The 17,015-nt window shown below is 70.5% G+C and carries 21 protein-coding genes; 7 read left to right on the top strand and 14 right to left on the bottom strand.

All coding sequences use genetic code 11. The features are described from left to right. Window positions 1–32: 32 nt before the first annotated feature. Entirely contained in the window at window positions 33–482 is a 450-nt protein-coding gene (locus ACFV20_RS27445) for a hypothetical protein (protein ID WP_385660883.1), read from the top strand. 514 nt (window positions 483–996) lie between these two features. Here the strand turns inward: ACFV20_RS27445 and ACFV20_RS27440 are convergent. Both ACFV20_RS27440 and ACFV20_RS27435 read right to left on the bottom strand, forming a co-directional pair. Then, window positions 997–1,362, bottom strand: coding sequence for a DUF3618 domain-containing protein (locus ACFV20_RS27440; protein ID WP_385660879.1), 366 nt, complete (start codon window positions 1,360–1,362; stop codon window positions 997–999). Then, the gene (locus ACFV20_RS27435) at window positions 1,359–1,778 is read right to left on the bottom strand and encodes a phage holin family protein (protein WP_234850480.1); all 420 of its coding nucleotides are present in this window, start codon (window positions 1,776–1,778) and stop codon (window positions 1,359–1,361) included. Before ACFV20_RS27435 ends, ACFV20_RS27440 begins: the two co-directional genes overlap by 4 nt. Before the next feature lie 159 nt (window positions 1,779–1,937). Between ACFV20_RS27435 and dapA the strand changes: the two genes are divergently transcribed. Then, window positions 1,938–2,837: a 4-hydroxy-tetrahydrodipicolinate synthase gene (gene dapA / locus ACFV20_RS27430; protein ID WP_385660875.1), complete on the top strand. Its 900-nt coding sequence runs from the start codon at window positions 1,938–1,940 to the stop codon at window positions 2,835–2,837. A gap of 118 nt (window positions 2,838–2,955) precedes the next feature. Here the strand turns inward: dapA and ACFV20_RS27425 are convergent, their stop codons facing one another. The 4 genes from ACFV20_RS27425 to ACFV20_RS27410 form a co-directional block, all read right to left on the bottom strand. Then, a complete protein-coding gene (locus tag ACFV20_RS27425; protein ID WP_385660872.1) occupies window positions 2,956–3,186 on the bottom strand; it encodes a hypothetical protein in 231 nt (76 codons plus the stop codon). Window positions 3,187–3,404: 218 nt separating this feature from the next. After that, window positions 3,405–4,394, bottom strand: a complete 990-nt coding sequence (gene dapD / locus ACFV20_RS27420; protein ID WP_385660869.1) for a 2,3,4,5-tetrahydropyridine-2,6-dicarboxylate N-succinyltransferase — start codon at window positions 4,392–4,394, stop codon at window positions 3,405–3,407. 203 nt (window positions 4,395–4,597) lie between these two features. Next, entirely contained in the window at window positions 4,598–5,146 is a 549-nt protein-coding gene (locus ACFV20_RS27415; protein ID WP_385660866.1) for a TetR/AcrR family transcriptional regulator, read from the bottom strand. Further along, the gene (locus ACFV20_RS27410; RefSeq protein WP_385660863.1) at window positions 5,146–5,466 is read right to left on the bottom strand and encodes a DMT family transporter; all 321 of its coding nucleotides are present in this window, start codon (window positions 5,464–5,466) and stop codon (window positions 5,146–5,148) included. Before ACFV20_RS27410 ends, ACFV20_RS27415 begins: the two co-directional genes overlap by 1 nt. Window positions 5,467–5,668: 202 nt before the next feature. On the opposite strand from ACFV20_RS27410, the gene ACFV20_RS27405 reads away from it, so the two are divergent. Beyond that, window positions 5,669–6,499 carry an AbfB domain-containing protein gene (locus ACFV20_RS27405; protein ID WP_385660861.1) on the top strand — a complete coding sequence of 277 codons (831 nt, stop codon included), beginning with the start codon at window positions 5,669–5,671 and terminating at the stop codon, window positions 6,497–6,499. 59 nt (window positions 6,500–6,558) lie between these two features. On the opposite strand, the gene ACFV20_RS27400 is transcribed toward ACFV20_RS27405, so the two are convergent. Genes ACFV20_RS27400 through ACFV20_RS27365 form a run of 8 tightly spaced genes read right to left on the bottom strand, consistent with a single transcriptional unit; the run spans window position 6,559 to window position 13,155 of the window. After that, window positions 6,559–6,891 carry a metal-sulfur cluster assembly factor gene (locus ACFV20_RS27400; RefSeq protein WP_053670670.1) on the bottom strand — a complete coding sequence of 111 codons (333 nt, stop codon included), beginning with the start codon at window positions 6,889–6,891 and terminating at the stop codon, window positions 6,559–6,561. Next, on the bottom strand, window positions 6,888–7,358 hold the full coding sequence (gene sufU / locus ACFV20_RS27395) for a Fe-S cluster assembly sulfur transfer protein SufU (RefSeq protein WP_030852662.1): 471 nt from the start codon (window positions 7,356–7,358) through the stop codon (window positions 6,888–6,890). The genes ACFV20_RS27400 and sufU overlap by 4 nt, the downstream gene beginning before the upstream one ends. Before the next feature lie 15 nt (window positions 7,359–7,373). Beyond that, complete coding sequence (locus ACFV20_RS27390; protein WP_385660857.1) at window positions 7,374–8,630, bottom strand: cysteine desulfurase; 1,257 nt, start codon at window positions 8,628–8,630, stop codon at window positions 7,374–7,376. Beyond that, window positions 8,627–9,412, bottom strand: a complete 786-nt coding sequence (gene sufC / locus ACFV20_RS27385; RefSeq protein WP_385660855.1) for a Fe-S cluster assembly ATPase SufC — start codon at window positions 9,410–9,412, stop codon at window positions 8,627–8,629. Before sufC ends, ACFV20_RS27390 begins: the two co-directional genes overlap by 4 nt. A 7-nt stretch (window positions 9,413–9,419) precedes the next feature. Beyond that, on the bottom strand, window positions 9,420–9,737 hold the full coding sequence (locus ACFV20_RS27380) for a non-heme iron oxygenase ferredoxin subunit (protein ID WP_385660852.1): 318 nt from the start codon (window positions 9,735–9,737) through the stop codon (window positions 9,420–9,422). Next, a complete protein-coding gene (gene sufD, locus ACFV20_RS27375; protein WP_385660849.1) occupies window positions 9,734–10,954 on the bottom strand; it encodes a Fe-S cluster assembly protein SufD in 1,221 nt (406 codons plus the stop codon). The genes ACFV20_RS27380 and sufD overlap by 4 nt, the downstream gene beginning before the upstream one ends. Window positions 10,955–11,014: 60 nt before the next feature. Further along, a complete protein-coding gene (sufB, locus tag ACFV20_RS27370) occupies window positions 11,015–12,436 on the bottom strand; it encodes a Fe-S cluster assembly protein SufB (RefSeq protein WP_234850421.1) in 1,422 nt (473 codons plus the stop codon). After that, a complete protein-coding gene (locus ACFV20_RS27365; protein ID WP_385660846.1) occupies window positions 12,433–13,155 on the bottom strand; it encodes a helix-turn-helix transcriptional regulator in 723 nt (240 codons plus the stop codon). The genes sufB and ACFV20_RS27365 overlap by 4 nt, the downstream gene beginning before the upstream one ends. Window positions 13,156–13,316: 161 nt before the next feature. Here ACFV20_RS27365 and ACFV20_RS27360 point away from each other — a divergent pair, with 161 nt between their 5' ends. From ACFV20_RS27360 to ACFV20_RS27345, 4 genes are read left to right on the top strand one after another with little or no spacing between them, the layout of a single operon-like run. Next, window positions 13,317–14,129 carry an aminoglycoside N(3)-acetyltransferase gene (locus tag ACFV20_RS27360; protein ID WP_385660843.1) on the top strand — a complete coding sequence of 271 codons (813 nt, stop codon included), beginning with the start codon at window positions 13,317–13,319 and terminating at the stop codon, window positions 14,127–14,129. 31 nt (window positions 14,130–14,160) lie between these two features. After that, entirely contained in the window at window positions 14,161–15,084 is a 924-nt protein-coding gene (locus ACFV20_RS27355) for an ABC transporter ATP-binding protein (RefSeq protein ID WP_385660841.1), read from the top strand. Window positions 15,085–15,140: 56 nt separating this feature from the next. Further along, complete coding sequence (locus tag ACFV20_RS27350) at window positions 15,141–15,857, top strand: ABC transporter permease (protein ID WP_385661110.1); 717 nt, start codon at window positions 15,141–15,143, stop codon at window positions 15,855–15,857. Between the two features lie 54 nt (window positions 15,858–15,911). Further along, on the top strand, window positions 15,912–16,919 hold the full coding sequence (locus tag ACFV20_RS27345; RefSeq protein WP_385660839.1) for a heme A synthase: 1,008 nt from the start codon (window positions 15,912–15,914) through the stop codon (window positions 16,917–16,919). Window positions 16,920–17,015 lie beyond the last annotated feature (96 nt).

Below are 17,015 nucleotides of genomic sequence, written 5' to 3'. Positions count from 1 at the left end.
CCTGACAGCTCGCCCGGCCGGTGCGGTGACCCGTGCTGGAAGACCTGTTCCCCAAGATCGAGGAGAATCGGACCAAGCTACGGAAGCGCGGATACGCCCTGGCGGCCGAGCACTACCCGCCGAACGGTCAGGCTGCCCAGTGGTACGCCGACGTCATCCAGTGCGTACCTCGCAGCGGCCAACGGGTGGCGAAGCAGCTTGCCCGGCTCTGCGGCGGCGACTCCCGCGTGACTGTGCCGTGGCGCTCACTGGCCGATGCGGTGGGCGTCCGGGACAGCGCCGGTAGAGAGCGCGCGTACACCGAGCGAGGCGTACGGGTGCTCGTCGACGCCGGCTGGCTGACGGTCGAGACGATCGGCGTCAAGCGCGGAGCGAAGACCACGTTCAGTCTGGAGCCCGGAGACCGAGCGACGGAGCGGCTTGGCTGGGGCGCGCTGACGACCGGCTCGACGATGCCGCCTGAGAAGTTTTGGCCAGAGTAAGAGCCCCTACCTGCTGAGAAGTTTTGGCCAGAGTCAGAGCACTGTCGTGCTCGACTCCTGGGGGAGTCTGCGCACGGACAGACGCAGTCCGTCGCGGGCAACGGCGAGAGCAAGCGGTAAGTAGCTCCGCGCTGTAGCCGGGCTCCGCCCGGCACCCATCCCCAGACGTCTTGCAGCTCTGCCCTGTGGCGCCCTACGGGCGCCCCTGACGCTTGCCCGCTTGCTCACTGGGGGCACTACCGCGCCCCACTTCCCGAAGACCCTCACGGCAAGCGACCTCACCTTGCACTCACACGCGCGCGGGCGCGAGCCACGACGCACTCGCACCCGCGCACGGCGAGAAGGGGACGGGTCGGGGGGTGTCCGCCCGCAGCGGTTGGCGCGTCGACGAACAGTCGGTCGGCGTCAGACCCCATCGCGCCGTTCCGAGGACGGACACCCCGCGACACGGCCCCGACCCACCGCCCGACGGCAGGCGAAGACGCGCACCCCCGCCCAGCAGCAGCCGCGGCACTCAGTGATGCCCGTGCACGTACCTCCACCGCAGCACCCCGACCGCCACCACGGCCCCCGCCGCCCCGGCCACCAGCACCGGCTTCGGGTGCCGCATCCCGGCCTGCACAACGGTCCGCACCGGCCGCGGCCCCGCGTGCGACGCCCGGTCCTGCACGGTGTGCCCCGCCTGCGCCGCAGTGCTGCGCAACTGCACCGTCATCGCCCCGGCCTTGTCCCGCAGATCAGCGGCCCGCGCCCGCGCACGCCCCTTCACGTCCGCCCTGCCGGCCAACTCCTCCACCGTGTTGCCCAGTTCCGTACGGGTCCGCTCGATCTGCCGCCGCAGCTCATCGGGCCCCTTCGCCCCACCCGTCGCGTCCGTCATCGGTGCGCCCTCTCCTTGATCTCCTCCACGTCCGCCCTGACACTGCCGAGAGCCTGCTCAGGTGTGGGCGGAGCGGCCTTCCTCAACTGCGCCCGCCCGGTCGCCGCCAGCACGGCCGCGATCACGAACAGCACTCCCGTCACGATCAGCGCCGCGGCCCACACCGGCAGGACCAGCGAGAGCGCGGCGACACCGGCCCCGGACAGCACGAGCAGCCCGGCGTACGCGACGGCGCCCGCCGCCCCGAGCAACCCGCCGCCGCGCCCCGCACGCCGCCCCTTCTCCGCGAGCTCCTCCTTGGCGAGAGCCACTTCCTGCCGCATGAGCGTGGAGAGCTGCTCCGTGGCCTGCCCGACGAGCTCGCCCACGGAACGGCGCTCGTCGTGCACGGCCCGATGATCGATGGTTCCGGTCACGGTGCCTCCTCCCGACGTCAGGAACACCGGGTACCCGAACGCCCCCGCCGCGAACGCGACACCCTGAGCCCCGACACCCCCCACACTGAAGCAACACTTACAAATAATCGGTAGCAAAATTAAGTGGAGCTACACAAATACGCCGCCGAGACTACGTCCATGACCACGCACCCGGCCGCCCCGCCCCTGGGCCGCACCCTCTGCGCCATGATCACTCCCTTCACCCCGTCCGGCACCCTGGACCTCGACGGCGCCCAGCACCTCGCCCGCCACCTCGTGGCGAACGGCTGCGACGGCCTGGTCCTCTCCGGCACCACGGGCGAGTCCCCCACCACCTCGGACGCCGAGAAGTCCGACCTCGTCCGAGCCGTCCGCGAGGCGATCGGCGACCGGGCGAAGATCGTCACCGGGGTCGGCACCCCCGACACCCGCCACACCGCGGAGCTGGCCAGGGAAGCCGAAAAGGCGGGCGCGGACGGCCTGTTGGTGGTGGCGCCGTACTACAGCAGACCCCCGCAGGAGGCGATCGAGGCGCATTTCCGGGAGATCGCGGACGCCGGCGGCCTCCCGCTCATGGTCTACGACGTGCCCGCCCGCACCGGCACCCGTATCGCACCGGAGACGCTCCTCCGCCTGGCCGAGCACCCCGGGATCATCGCGGTCAAGGACTGCTCCCAGGACTTCCTGGGCGCCCAGAAGGTGCTGTCCCGCACGGCCCTGGCGTACTACGCGGGCTGCGACGAGCACAACCTCGCGCTGTACGCCGTGGGCGGCACGGGCTACGTCAGTACGGTCGCGAACGTGATCCCGAACCATCTGCGCGCGGTCCTGGACGCGTTCGACGCGGGCGACACGGCCCGGGCGGCCCGTCTCCAGCAGCGGGCCACCCCGCTCATCGAGGCGGTCATGTCGGCGGGCCTGCCGGGCACGGTCACGGCGAAGGCGCTCATGAACGCCCTGGGCCTCCCGGCGGGCCCGGTCCGCAGGCCTCTCCAGCCGGCCGACCGCGGCACGGCCGAGGCACTGCTCTCACTCCACGCCGACCTGCTCGGCACGTGATCACCACGCGACGAAACGCCGGCTCCCGGAGCCCGGGGAGAAGCCCGGGGAGAACAAGAGCGGGACGGCCCGCACCGCGGAGAACCGCGGTGCGTGCCGTCCCGTCCGCTCCGGCCGTTCAGTTCCAGGCGTAACCGTCCCCGAACAGCAGCGTGTGCTCCAGCACGTCCTCCGCCGGGTCGTCGATCTGTCCGACGTTGACGTTGATCAGACCGACCCGGTGACCGTTGTGGGAGCCGGTGGTGGTCTCGTCGGCGTGCGCGGCCCCGGCCGGCAGCCAGCACACCCCCAGTGCCACGACGGCCCCCACCAGCAAGCGCACCCCGGCCCGCCCCCGCTCGTTCCTCATGCCCCGGTCCTCGTTTCGTCGGTTCGGCAAATGATCGGACACTGCGTCCACTCGTTCATCCGCCGAAACCACCGCGAGGTCACGCCGGGTCATCCGTACGGGATCATGCCGGGCCGCCGGTCGTGTGGGCCGTCATGGGGATCATGCCGGGGCCGCCGGTCGTGTGGGCCGTCGTCGGGATCATGCCGGGGCCGCCTGTCGTGGCTCGGGCCGTGGGCTCAGTTGTGGCTGTGGAGGATCTCGTTCAGTCCGCCCCAGACCGCGTTGTTCGGGCGGGCCTCGACCGTGCCGGTGACCGAGTTGCGGCGGAAGAGGATGTTGGAGGCGCCGGACAGCTCGCGGGCCTTGACGATCTGGCCGTCGGGCATGGTGACGCGGGTGCCGGCGGTCACGTAGAGGCCGGCCTCGACGACGCACTCGTCGCCGAGGGCGATGCCGACGCCCGCCTCGGCGCCGATCAGGCAGCGCTCGCCGATGGAGATGATGACGTTGCCGCCGCCGGAGAGGGTGCCCATCGTGGAGGCGCCGCCGCCGATGTCCGAGCCGTCGCCGATCACGACACCGGCGGAGATGCGGCCCTCGACCATCGACGTGCCGAGCGTGCCGGCGTTGAAGTTGACGAAGCCCTCGTGCATGACGGTGGTGCCCTCGGCGAGGTGGGCGCCGAGGCGGACCCGGTCGGCGTCGGCGATCCGGACGCCCTTGGGGGCCACGTAGTCCGTCATGCGCGGGAACTTGTCGACGGAGGTCACCTGGAGGTGCAGGCCCTCGGCGCGGGCGTTCAGGCGTACCTTCTCCAGGTCGTCGACGGCGACCGGGCCGAGCGAGGTCCAGGCGACGTTGGCGAGGAAGCCGAAGATGCCGTCCAGGCTCTGGCCGTGCGGCTTGACCAGGCGGTGGGAGAGCAGGTGCAGGCGCAGGTAGGCGTCGTGCGCGTCGATCGGCTTCTCGTCGAGCGAGGCGATGACCGTGCGGACCGCGACCACCTCGACGCCGCGGCGCGCGTCGGGGCCGATCGCCGCGGTCGCGCCGCCGCCGAGCAGCTCCGCGGCACGGTCGGCGGACAGCCGCTCGGTGCCGGACGGGCCGGGCTGGTCGGCCAGTTCGGGCGCGGGGAACCAGGTGTCGAGAACGGTGCCGTCGGCGGCGATCGTGGCGAGGCCGGCGGCCACGGCGCCGGTCGTGCGAGGAGCAGTCGTGTCGGTCATGAGGGCAACCTAACCGGCGGACACCGGTGGAGGCGAACCGGTGCGGGCGCATCTCACGGGACGGGCGGTATCCGCCCGACACCCCACCGGCCACCGTCCCGGCACCCGCCCGACGGCACGACCCGCCCGACGGCATCACCCGCCCGACGGCACCACCCGCCCGACGGCACCACCCGCCCGACGGCACCACCCACCCGACCGCATCACCCGCCCGCCCCCGCCAGCACCCGCCTCAACACCTCCCGCGCATACTCCTCGTCATACGGCACCCCCGTCAGCAGCACCTGGAGGCAGATGCCGTCGACGACCGCCACCAGTGCCCGGGCCGTCGCCGGATCCGTGCGCCGGGACAGCACCTCGGCGACGCCGGCGGCCCACTCGGCGGCGACGGGGCGCAGCGCGGGGCGGCGCAGGGCGGCCAGGTACAGCTCGTACTCCAGCTCCACCCCCGTGCGGTCGCCCGCGAGCCACTCCCCCATCAACGCGGCGAGTTCGGAGGCGAGATCGGTGCGGGGGTCCTCCAGGCCGCCGCGTGAGGCGACCACCTTGGCGAAGCCCTCGTTGGCCTGCCGCAGCGCGGCGACCAGCAGTTCGTCGAGGGTCTTGAAGTGGTACGTCGTCGAACCGAGCGGCACGTCGGCCTCCGCGGCGGCGCTGCGGTGGCTCAGCCCGGCGATCCCCTTCGCCCCGACGACCCGGATCGCCGCGTCGATGATCCGCTGCCGCCGCTCGGGGTCGTGGCGCCGGGCCATCAGTGGGCTCCGCCCAGGTTCAGCACCACGACCCCGGCGATGATCAGCGCGATGCCGGCGGCCTTGGCGAGGGTCATCCCCTCCCCCAGGAAGGCGATCCCGATCGTGGCGATGGCGGCGGTGCCGACGCCGGCCCAGATCGCGTACGCCGTGCCGACCGACACGGTCTTGAGGGTCTGCGCGAGCAGTGCGAAGGAGACGACGTATCCGAGGACCGTGACCAAGGACGGTCCGAGTCTGCTGAAGCCGTCGCTGTACCTCATGGCGGTGGTCGCACCGACTTCGGCGGCTATGGCCCCGGCCAGCAGCAGATATCCCATATGTACGAGCGTACACAACACTATGTACACCCGTACACAACCACAGCTTGATCACAAGCGGAGACCGCTCCGGCAACGGAGAGAAACCGCTCTCATCAAACGCGTCACAGGCGCCTCGGACGTCCACTACGGTGTCACCGGTCGAACACCGGGTCACCACAACTGCGCCGCCGTCAAGGGTGCCCCGCCGGAGGAACAGCGCATGGCAGCAGACAAGTCCCGGCCGCCCCAGGACCATCCCTGGGAGAGCGGCTGGGCACCGGACACCACCCGCACGCCGGGCACACGGCGCCTCTGGCTGGCGGGTGCGCTGGCCCTGGCGACGATCACCGCCTGCGTCACGGCCGTCACCGTGATGAACAGCGAGTCCAAGGAGCCGGACCGGCGGGCGGCCGAGCCGAACACGCTGAGCAGTTCGGCCCCGGGTGGCCTGATCTCCTTCGCGACCCCCTCCAAGGGCGGTACCGCGAAGCCCGGCGCGGACCGCGCCGAGCCGTCCCCCACCCCCACCACCGGCACTCCCACCGCCTCACCGAGCCCCAAGAAGCCCCCGGCGAAGGCCCCGAAGCCGCCGAAGGGTTCCGCGGCCCCGTCGAAGCACCCGAAGCCCCCCGCCTCCACCGGCATATCCATACGCTCGGTCAACTTCCCCGACCGCCACTGGCGGGTCAGCGACGGCTATGTACGGCTGGACCGGATCGCCGACGGGCAGCGCGATGACGCCACCTTCCAGCGCGTCGCCGGTCTCTCGGACTCCTCCTGCTACTCCTTCACCACCGCGGACGGCCGCTACCTGCGCCACCGCAGCTTCGTCCTGGTCGCCGACGGCGACGACGGCTCGTCCCTGTTCCGGCAGGACGCCACGTTCTGCCCCCGGGTCTGGTCCCGTTCGGGAACGCTCTCGCTGGAGTCGGTGAACTACCCGGGCCGCTTCCTGCGCCACCGCAACTTTCAGCTCCGCCTGGACCCCTTCGAGAACAGTCACCAGTACTGCGCGGACGCGTCGTTCCAGATCGTGTCCGGACGGGACTGAGCATGCGTGAGGGGCGGCACCCGGACCGGGTGCCGCCCCTCAGGCGCGTTCAGCGGATCTCAGACGTTGAACCCGAGCGCACGCAGCTGCTCGCGGCCGTCGTCCGTGATCTTGTCGGGGCCCCACGGGGGCATCCAGACCCAGTTGATGCGCAGCTCGCTCACGAGGCCGTCCGTGGCGGACTTCGCCTGGTCCTCGATGACGTCCGTCAGCGGGCAGGCCGCCGACGTCAGGGTCATGTCGAGCGTCGCGATGTTCGCTTCGTCGATGTGGATGCCGTAGATCAGGCCGAGGTTGACGACGTCGATGCCCAGTTCGGGGTCGACGACGTCGTACAGCGCCTCACGGACCTCTTCCTCAGAGGCCGGCTTCATCTCAACGGTCTCGCTCATGCCGTCGTCTCCTTCTCGGCGTCGGCTCCGCCCAGCACCTGGGCCGTCGCGTCCTTCCAGGCCATCCAGCTCAGCAGGGCGCACTTCACCCGGGCCGGGTACTTGGACACCCCGGCGAACGCGACCGCGTCCTCCAGGATCTCCTCCATCGCGTCGTCGGGTTCGAGCTTCCCCTTGGACTGCATCAGCTCCAGGAAGGTCTCCTGGATCTTCCGCGCGTCGGAGAGGTCCTTGCCGACGAGGAGGTCGTTCAGTACGGACGCACTCGCCTGGCTGATCGAACAGCCCTGGCCCTCGTACGAGACGTCCTCGATCGTGGTGCCGTCGTACTTCACGCGCAGCGTGATCTCGTCACCGCACGTCGGGTTGACGTGGTGCACCTCGGCGTCGCCATCCCGCAAGCCCCGCCCGTGCGGGTTCTTGTAGTGGTCCAGGATGACTTCCTGGTACATGGAGTCCAGTTTCACCGTCTAGCACGCCCCTCAGCCGAAGAAGTTCCGTACGTGCTCCAGGCCGTCGACCAGTGCGTCGATCTCGGCCGGCGTGGAGTACAGATAGAACGACGCTCGCGTGGTCGCAGGAATTCCGTAGCGCAGGCAGACCGGCCGCGCGCAGTGGTGGCCGACCCGGACCGCGATGCCCTGCTCGTCGAGGACCTGGCCCACGTCGTGCGGGTGGATGTCCCCGAGGGTGAAGGAGATCGCCGCGCCGCGTTCCTCGGCCGTGGTGGGGCCGATGATGCGCAGGTCGGGAACTTCCAGCAGCCGCTTGACCGCGTACTCGGTGAGTGCGTGCTCGTGGGCGAGGATCTTGTCCATGCCGATCGAGTCGAGGTAGTCGATCGCCGCGCCGAGTCCGACCGCCTGGGCGATCGGGGGCGTGCCCGCCTCGAACTTGTGGGGCGCCGGGGCGTAGGTCGAGGAGTGCATCGACACCGTCTCGATCATCTCGCCGCCGCCGAGGAACGGAGGCAGGTCCTCCAGCAGCTCCTGGCGGCCCCAGAGGACGCCGATGCCGGTCGGGCCGCACATCTTGTGACCGGTGAAGGCCACGAAGTCGGCCTGCAGGGCCTGGACGTCCAGCGGCATGTGCGGGGCGGCCTGGGAGGCGTCGACGCACACCAGCGCACCGACCTCCTGGGCGCGGCGCACGATCGCCTCGACGGGGTTCTGGGTGCCGAGGATGTTGGAGACCAGCACGAAGGAGACGATCTTCGTCTTCTCGGTGATGATCTGCTCGATGTTCGACAGGTCGAGGCGGCCGTCGTCGGTGAGGCCGAACCACTTCAGCTTCGCGCCCGTGCGCTGCGCGAGCAGCTGCCACGGCACGATGTTGGAGTGGTGCTCCATCTCCGTGATGACGATCTCGGTCTCGGAGTCCACGCGGTAGGGCTCGTCGGCCCAGCCCAGCATGTTCGCCACGAGGTTGAGCGACTCCGAGGCGTTCTTGGTGAAGATCACCTCGTCGCGGCTGGGCGCGTTGATGAACTCGGCGACCTTGTCGCGCGCGCCCTCGTACAGCGCCGTGGCCTCCTCGGCGAGCACATGCACACCGCGGTGGACGTTGGCGTTGTAGCGCTCGTAGTACTCGCTCAGGGCGTCCAGCACCTGGCGCGGCTTCTGGCTGGTCGCCGCGTTGTCCAGGTACACGAGCTTCCGGCCTTCGTGGACCTGGCGGTCCAGGATGGGGAAGTCCTTGCGGATCGCCTCGGTGTCGAGGAGGCCCGGCAGCAATGTCACGCGGATGCGCCACCCTTCGTGTCGGCCCCGTCGTGCTTCGCGTAGGCCTCGTAGCCCTCGTTCTCCAGCTTGTCGGCGAGCTCGGCACCGCCGGACTCGACGATCCGGCCGCCGGAGAAGACGTGCACGTGGTCGGGCTTGATGTAGCGGAGGATGCGCGTGTAGTGCGTGATCAGCAGGGTGCCGACCTCGCCCGTCTCGCGGACGCGGTTCACACCCTCCGACACCACGCGCAGGGCGTCGACGTCCAGACCGGAGTCGGTCTCGTCGAGGATCGCCATCTTCGGCTTGAGGAGCTCCAGCTGGAGGATCTCGTGGCGCTTCTTCTCACCGCCGGAGAAGCCCTCGTTGACGTTGCGCTCGGCGAAGGAGGGGTCCATGTTGAGGCGCTCCATGGCCTCCTTGACCTCCTTCACCCAGGTGCGCAGCTTGGGGGCCTCGCCGCGGACGGCGGTGGCGGAGGTGCGCAGGAAGTTCGACACGGAGACACCCGAGACCTCGACCGGGTACTGCATGGCGAGGAACAGGCCGGCGCGGGCGCGCTCGTCGACGGACATCTCCAGGACGTCCTCGCCGTCGAGCGTGACCGTGCCGGAGGTGATCGTGTACTTCGGGTGACCCGCGAGGGAGTAGGCGAGGGTCGACTTGCCGGAGCCGTTGGGGCCCATGATGGCGTGCGTCTCGCCCTGCTTCACGGTGAGGTCGACGCCCTTGAGGATCTCCTTCGTGGCGTTGTCGGCCTCGACGGTGACGTGCAGGTCTCGGATTTCAAGCGTTGCCATGGGTGCCTCAGGACTCCTGGGTGAGGGAGACGAGCACGTCGTCCCCTTCGATCTTTACGGGGTATACGGGGACGGGGCGCGTCGCCGGGAGGGCGTCGGGCTTGCCGGAGCGGAGGTCGAAGCGCGAGCCGTGCAGCCAGCACTCGATGTGGCAGTCGTCGACCTCGCCCTCCGACAGGGAGACGTTCGCGTGCGAGCAGATGTCGTGGATCGCGAACACCTCGCCCCCGGTCTGCACGATGGACAGGGGCGTGCCGTCGAGCTCCACCCGTTTCGGGGTGTCCTCCTCCAGCTCGCCCAGTCCACAGGCGCGTACGAAGGTCATGCGACCGCCGCCTCCAGCTCCTCCTCGATCTTGGCGATCAGGCGCTCCTCGATGTCGGGGAGGCCGATCTGCTGGACCAGCTCGGCGAAGAAGCCGCGGACCACGAGGCGCCGGGCCTCGAACTCCGGGATGCCACGGGCCATGAGGTAGAAGAGCTGCTCGTCGTCGAAGCGGCCGGTCGCCGAGGCGTGGCCGGCGCCGACGATCTCGCCGGTCTCGATCTCGAGGTTCGGTACGGAGTCCACGCGCGCCCCGTCCGTGAGGACCAGGTTGCGGTTCATCTCGTACGTGTCCGTGCCCTCGGCCTTGGCCTCGATGAGCACGTCACCGATCCACACCGCGTGCGCGTCCTCGCCCTGGAGCGCGCCCTTGTAGACGACGTTGGACTTGCAGTGCGGGACGTTGTGGTCGACCAGGAGGCGGTGCTCCTGGTGCTGACCCTGGTCGGTGAAGTACAGGCCGAACAGCTCGGCCTCGCCGCCGGGGCCCGCGTAGCTCACGCGCGGGTGCAGCCGGACGACGTCGCCGCCGAAGGTGACCACGACCGACTTGAAGGAGGCGTCGCGGCCGACGAGCGCGTTGTGCTGCGCGACGTGGACGGCCTTGTCGTCCCAGTCCTGGACGGAGACGACGGTGAGCTTGGCGCCGTCGCCCAGGAGATAGTCGACGTTGGCGGCGAGCACCGCGTCACCGGTGTGGTCGATGACCACGACGGCCTCGGCGAAGGCGCCCAGCTCGATCACCTGGTGGCCGAAGGCGGTGCCGCCCTCGCCGTGCACCCCGATGCGGATGGGCTCGGTGAGGACGGTCTCCTTGGGGACGGTCACGACCGAGGCCTTCTCGAACGCCGAGTAGGCCTGGGCGGCGACGCGGTCCACCGGGGTGCCGGCCTTGCCGAGGCGCGCGTCGTCACGGCCGACGGCCTCGACGGTGACGCCCTCGGGGGCCTTGACCTCGACCTTCACGCCGTTGCCGGTGGTGACCGCGGTGCCGTCGTGCAGCCCGCGCAGGCGCTCCAGCGGGGTGAACCGCCACTCCTCCTCCCGGCCGTGCGGGACCGGGAAGTCCGCGACGTCGAAGGACGGCGGCGCGCTCATGCGCGTGGCGACGGTCGACTCCGCGGCGACCGCGATCGAGCCGGCGGTGGTGGACCCCACCGGTGGGGGTCCCCCCACTCGAGCGGAGCCGAGAGTGGGGGAGTTCTGGGCCTCAGCCATGGCTGTCGTAGTGCTCGCTTTCTTACGGGAGGGGCTTGATGGGACGGGCGGTCGGGGGCGTCAGCCGACCGCGCCTTCCATCTGCAGCTCGATCAGCCGGTTGAGCTCCAGCGCGTACTCCATCGGGAGCTCCTTGGCGATGGGCTCGACGAAGCCGCGCACGATCATCGCCATGGCCTCGTCCTCGCTCAGGCCGCGGCTCATCAGGTAGAAGAGCTGGTCCTCGGAGACCTTGGAGACGGTCGCCTCGTGGCCCATGGACACGTCGTCCTCGCGGACGTCCACGTAGGGGTAGGTGTCCGAGCGGGAGATGGTGTCCACCAGCAGCGCGTCGCAGAGGACGTTCGACTTGGAGCCCGGGGCGCCCTCGCCGATCTCGATGAGACCGCGGTAGGAGGTGCGGCCGCCGCCTCGCGCCACCGACTTGGAGACGATGTTGGAGGAGGTGTTCGGCGCCATGTGGACCATCTTCGCGCCGGCGTCCTGGTGCTGGCCCTCGCCCGCGAAGGCGATGGACAGGGTCTCGCCCTTGGCGTGCTCGCCCATCAGGTAGACGGCCGGGTACTTCATCGTCACCTTGGAGCCGATGTTGCCGTCGATCCACTCCATGGTCGCGCCCTCGTAGGCGACGGCGCGCTTGGTGACCAGGTTGTAGACGTTGTTCGACCAGTTCTGGATGGTCGTGTAGCGGCAGCGGGCGTTCTTCTTGACGATGATCTCGACGACCGCGGAGTGCAGGGAGTCCGACTTGTAGATCGGGGCCGTGCAGCCCTCGACGTAGTGCACGTAGGCACCCTCGTCGACGATGATCAGGGTCCGCTCGAACTGGCCCATGTTCTCCGTGTTGATACGGAAGTAGGCCTGGAGCGGGATCTCCACGTGCACGCCCTTCGGCACGTAGATGAAGGAGCCGCCCGACCACACGGCGGTGTTCAGGGCCGCGAACTTGTTGTCACCGGCGGGGATGACGGTCCCGAAGTACTCCTTGAAGAGCTCCGGGTGCTCCTTCAGCGCGGTGTCGGTGTCGAGGAAGATGACGCCCTGCTCCTCCAGGTCCTCACGGATCTGGTGGTAGACGACCTCGGACTCGTACTGCGCGGCGACACCGGCGACGAGGCGCTGCTTCTCCGCCTCGGGGATGCCGAGCTTGTCGTACGTGTTCTTGATGTCCTCGGGCAGGTCCTCCCAGGACTCCGCCTGCTTCTCCGTGGAGCGCACGAAGTACTTGATGTTGTCGAAGTCGATGCCGGAGAGGTCCGAGCCCCAGTTCGGCATGGGCTTCTTCTCGAACAGGCGCAGGCCCTTGAGGCGGAGCTTGGTCATCCACTCCGGCTCGCTCTTCTTGTCGGAGATGTCCCGGACGACGTCCTCGTTGATGCCGCGCTTGGCGGAGGCGCCGGCCGTGTCGGAGTCGGCCCAGCCGTACTCGTACTTGCCCAGGCCCTCCAGCTCGGGGTGGGCAGTCTCCGTGGGGAGAGTCATGCGGGGTTCCTCCCGGCCGTGCTTGCAGATGCGTTGTGGGAAATCTTGGGGATGAACGTCGTGCAGACGCCGTCGCCGTGCGCGATGGTGGCGAGTCGCTGTACATGCGTACCGAGCAGCTCGGCGAAAAATTCCGTCTCCGCCTCGCACAGTTGCGGAAACTGCTCGGCGACGTGGGCGACCGGGCAGTGGTGCTGGCAGAGCTGCTCACCCTGCTGCGGGTGGGGCGCGCTGCGCGCCGTAGCAGCGTACCCGTCGGCGCTCAGGGCCTTGGCCAGCGCTTCGGTCCGCTTCTCGGGCGCGGCGCCCTCGACCGCGCGGCGGTAGGCGCCGGCCTGTGCGGCGATCCTGGCGCGGGCGAACGCGGCGATCGCCTCGTTGCCGCCCTCGCGGTCGGCGATCCAGCGCAGGGCGTCGGCGGCGAGCGTGTCGTACGACTGGTCGAAGGCGTCCCGGCCGCAGTCCGTCAGGGCGAACACCTTGGCCGGCCGGCCGCGGGTCCGCGCCCCGTACACGCGCCGCTCACGCGCTTCCACGACACCGTCACCCGTGAGGGCGTCGAGGTGCCGGCGTACGGCCGCCTGGGTGAGGCCCAGCCGCTCGGCGAGTTCGGCGACGGTCGAGGGTCCGTGGTCCAGGATGGACCGCGCGACCCGGTTGCGGGTGGACCGCTCCCCGGTCGCCAGCTCCTCGTGGGATGCCTCGCCGACGTTTTTCACAACGCCATTGTTGCGTAATTCCTCCGGACCGGGCAAGCCGCGCTCACGCCGGCCCACGGTGCCCTGCGTCACTTAGGTAAACCTAATCCGACCTGCGGAAACGATCTCTGATCGATCAAACGGGTGGCAGTCGGCGGCCGTATCGGGGACACTCCACAACCATGCCCACACCCCCTCCGACCGGCCCTCTTGTCACCCGCGAGACGCTTCGGACGCAGCTCGAAGAGCTGGGCGTGCGCCCCGGCGAGACCCTCCTCGTGCACTCCTCGCTCCGTGCCCTCGGATGGGTCAACGGCGGCGCCGTCGCGGTCGTGCAAGGGCTGCTCGACGCGCTCGGCCCGGAGGGGACGCTCGTGGTCCCCACCCAGACCGGCGACCTGTCCGACCCGGCCCTGTGGAGCAACCCGCCCGTGCCCCGGGAGTGGTGGGCGGCCGTCCGCGCCACCATGCCCGCCTACGACCCGCTGATCACGCCCAGCCGCGGCGTCGGCGTCGTCCCGGAGACCGTGCGCACCTGGCCCGGCGCCCTGCGCAGCGCGCATCCGCAGACCTCCTTCGCGGCGCTCGGCCCCCGCGCGGCGGAGGTCCTGGACGGGCACGCGCCCGACTGCCGGCTCGGGGAGCGCAGCCCGCTGGCGAAGCTGGAGGCGATGGGCGCCCGGGTGCTGCTGCTGGGCGCCGGCTACGCCTCCTGCACGAGCTTCCACCTCGCCGAGTACCGGATACCGTCCCCGCACGTCGCCGTCGGCAGGCCCGGGCCGGACGGCTGGGAGACCGTGACCGAGGTGTCGATCAGCTCGGACCGTTTCGACGAGCTGGGCTACGACTTCGAACGGGACCGCCCCGTCGTCCGCGGGAAGGCCGGCGCGGCCGAGGTGCGGCTGTTCCCGGTGGCGGACGCGGTGGCCTACGCCGAGCGGTGGCTGGCGGTCCACCGGCCCCGTGATGAGGAATTCCCGCACCCGCCGGTCTGAGCCGCGACCCGCCTACCTAGACTCTGGACCCATGCGAAGTGAGCCCGTGATCCAGGTCCAGGCCCTGGTGAAGCGGTACGGCACGAAGACCGCGGTGGACGGGCTCGACCTGGTGGCCCACCCGGGCGTGACCGCTGTGCTCGGCCCCAACGGGGCGGGCAAGACGACCACGGTCGAGACCTGCGAGGGGTACCGGAAGCCGGACTCCGGCACGGTGCGCGTCCTGGGCCTCGACCCGGTGAGACAGTCCGGGGACCTGCGGCCCCGCATCGGCGTGATGCTCCAGTCCGGCGGCGTCTACTCGGGCTCCCGGGCCGACGAGATGCTCCGCCACGTGGCGAGGCTGCACGCGCACCCCCTGGACGTGGACGCGCTGATCGAGCGCCTGGGCCTCGGCTCCTGCGGCCGTACGGCGTACCGGCGGTTGTCCGGCGGGCAGCAGCAGCGGCTGGCGCTGGCCATGGCCGTGGTCGGGCGGCCGGAACTGGTCTTCCTCGACGAGCCGACCGCCGGACTCGACCCGCAGGCCCGCCGCGCCACCTGGGACCTCGTGCGGGACCTGCGCGCCGACGGCGTGTCCGTCGTCCTCACCACCCACTACATGGACGAGGCCGAGCAGCTCGCGGACGACGTGGCGATCATCGACGCCGGCCGGGTCATCGCCCAGGGCTCCCCCGAGGAGCTGTGCCGCGGCGGCGCCGAGAACACGCTGCGCTTCACGGGCCGGCCCGGCCTCGACGTGGGCTCACTGCTGAAGGCACTGCCCGCCGACTGCTCGGCCGCCGAGCTGACGCCCGGCTCCTACCGGGTCGCCGGCAAGGTCGACCCCCAGCTGCTCGCGACGGTCACCTCCTGGTGCGCCCAGCACGGCGTGATGCCGGAGAAGATCTCCGTCGAGCGGCACACCCTGGAGGACGTCTTCTTGGAGCTCACCGGCAAGGAGCTGCGCTCGTGACCGCCACCGGCCCCGGGACGTACACGCCGAAACCCGGCGCGGCGCCCCTCCCCCGCATGATCGCGGCCCAGGCCGCGCTCGAGACGAAGATGCTGCTGCGCAACGGCGAGCAGCTGCTGCTGACCGTCGTCATCCCGACCCTGCTCCTGGTGCTGTTCAGCACCGTGGACATCGTCGACACCGGCGCCGGCGAGGCGGTCGACTTCCTGGCGCCCGGCATCCTCGCGCTCGCGGTGATGTCGACCGCGTTCACCGGGCAGGCCATCGCCACCGGCTTCGAGCGCCGCTACGGCGTGCTGAAGCGGCTCGCCTCCTCGCCCCTGCCGCGCTGGGGCCTGATGACGGCGAAGACGGTTTCGGTGCTGGTCACCGAGGTGTTCCAGGTGACCCTGCTCACGGTGATCGCCTTCGCCCTCGGCTGGTCGCCGCAGGGCAACCCGGTCGCCGTCCTGCTGCTCCTGATCCTCGGCACGGCCGCCTTCTCGGGCCTGGGCCTGCTGATGGCCGGGACGCTGAAGGCCGAGGCGACGCTGGCCGCCGCCAACCTGGTGTTCCTGCTGCTCCTCGTGGGCGGCGGGGTCGTCGTGCCGCTCGACAAGTTCCCCTCCGGCGCGCAGGACGTGCTGGGCCTGCTGCCGATCTCGGCGCTGTCCGACGGGCTGCGGGACGTGCTCCAGCACGGCGCCGGGATGCCGTGGGGCGATCTGGCGATCCTGGCCGTGTGGGCGGTCGTGGGTCTGGCGGCGGCCGGGAAGTTCTTCCGCTGGGAGTAGGGAGGGTGTCCTGTGACCGACCCTCGTGAACGCATGCACAAGCGGCGGCCTACGATGGTTCGCGTGCCACACGTGACCCGCGCCGACGCCCAGGCCGCCCTGCGCAACCCGCTCGCCTTCATCGCCGAGCGCTGGACCCCGGAACCCCGGACGGTCCGGCGCGCGGCCCTGACCGCTGTGCTGATGTCGGTGATCATCGTCGTCACCGGCGGCGCCGTCCGGCTGACCGGCTCGGGCCTGGGCTGCCCGACCTGGCCCAAGTGCACGGACGACTCGCTCGCCGCCACCAGCGAGATGGGCTTCCACGGCGCCATCGAGTTCGGCAACCGCATGCTGACCTACGTGCTGTGCGCCGCCGTCGGCTGGGCGATCATCGCCGCGCGTGCGCAGAAGCCGTACCGGCGGGGCCTGGTCCGGCTGGGCTGGGCACAGTTCTGGATCGTGATGAGCAACGCGATCCTCGGCGGCATCGTGGTGCTGGTCGGTCTCAACCCGTACACGGTCGCGGCGCACTTCGTGGCGACGTCCGCGCTGATCGCGGTCGCCACGGTGATGTGGCAGCGCACCCGTGAGGGCGACGGGGCGCCGCGGCCGCTGGTCGGCAGGGCCGTGCAGCAGCTGGTGTGGTCCCTGGTCGCGGCGGCCGTCCTGCTCATCCTGGTCGGCACGGTCGTCACCGGCGCCGGACCGCACGCGGGTGACTCCAGCGAGGTCGAGCGGATGCCGGTCGACTGGGAGACGGTGAGCAAGCTGCACGCCGTGCTGGCGTGGATCGTGGTGACGCTGACCTTCGCCCTGTGGTTCGTCCTGAAGGCGGTCGACGCGCCGCGCAACCCGCTGAACCGCACCCGCGAGCTGTTCCTGATCCTGCTCGCCCAGGGCGTCATCGGTTACGTCCAGTACTTCACGGACCTGCCCGAGATCCTGGTCGGCGCGCACATGCTGGGCTCGGCCGTGATGTGGATCTGGGTGCTGCGGGTGGTGCTGTCGCTGCGGGAACGGCCGGAGGCCGGGGCCGACCTGCCCGGTCCCGCCGCCGAGGCGACCCTGACGAAGGCCTAGCTGTACTGCCCAGCCAGGTTGGTCGAGTTTGTGCGACGACACGGTCTGAATCTGTGAGAGGACGAAGGCCTCCGGTTGTGGAGTGGAGCTGTCGAG

It is taken from the genome of Streptomyces sp. NPDC059696, assembly GCF_042733745.1.
In the GTDB taxonomy this organism is placed as follows: Bacteria; Actinomycetota; Actinomycetes; order Streptomycetales; family Streptomycetaceae; genus Streptomyces.
The sequence above is the reverse complement of the archived record's forward strand: the minus strand, read 5'-3'. Positions and strand labels throughout refer to the sequence as shown.